Source organism: Psychrobacter sp., assembly GCF_036731945.1.
Taxonomy (GTDB): domain Bacteria; phylum Pseudomonadota; class Gammaproteobacteria; order Pseudomonadales; family Moraxellaceae; genus Psychrobacter.
The window spans coordinates 16,730-17,328 of record NZ_DAINDI010000044.1; the positions used below are offsets into that span (position 1 = coordinate 16,730).

Annotated in this window: 1 protein-coding gene and 1 pseudogene; both read right to left on the reverse strand. The window is 43.9% G+C overall.

Features of this window, described 5'->3' with window-relative positions; translation table 11 throughout:
* Window positions 1–165: pseudogene (locus V7D75_RS09850) on the reverse strand (thiopurine S-methyltransferase); the annotation flags it as partial.
* Window positions 166–286: 121 nt separating this feature from the next.
* Window positions 287–599 (reverse strand): peptide-methionine (S)-S-oxide reductase (locus V7D75_RS09855; RefSeq protein ID WP_333614422.1); only part of this gene is annotated, 313 nt, incomplete at its 5' end.

Genomic DNA, 599 nt, shown 5'->3' on the forward strand with positions numbered 1-599 from the left:
AAGCCATACCATATCAACTGATTTACCGCATAAAGGTACCAAGACTTGGCTACCGATGGGCACTGCGAGCTCAGAAAAATACTCGATTAGTTGAGGATTGACGTCAGACTTATGAAAGCCAATGCGACCGTCTTGCCAGCGCTGTTGCCAAAATTTAGAATCCATACCTTTATTCCTAACCTATCCATACTTTAAATGTTTGGTATTATCATACCGCCAAACGCAATAAAAAAGCCAAGCGTCTTAACCCTTGGCTTTGATAGCGTATAAAACTCACGTGACCGGTTTAGTTCACCATATACTGGCTAAATTCTTTGCGCAATTTGGCAAGTTTCGGCGGAATAGCAAAGTTACAATAGGCTTGACCCGGGTTTCTATTATAGAAATCTTGATGGGCGTCTTCAGCTTTGTAAAATTCCATAGCGGGATGGACTTCTGTCACCACATTAAGGCCCATGTCGCGTAATTTGTTAATGGTACGGTCGACCGTTGGTTTTTGCACCTCATCGGTATAAAAAACCACGCTGCGGTATTGGCTGCCGACGTCGTTACCTTGACGATCCATGGTGGTAGGGTCATGCGTGGCAAAAAACACATCA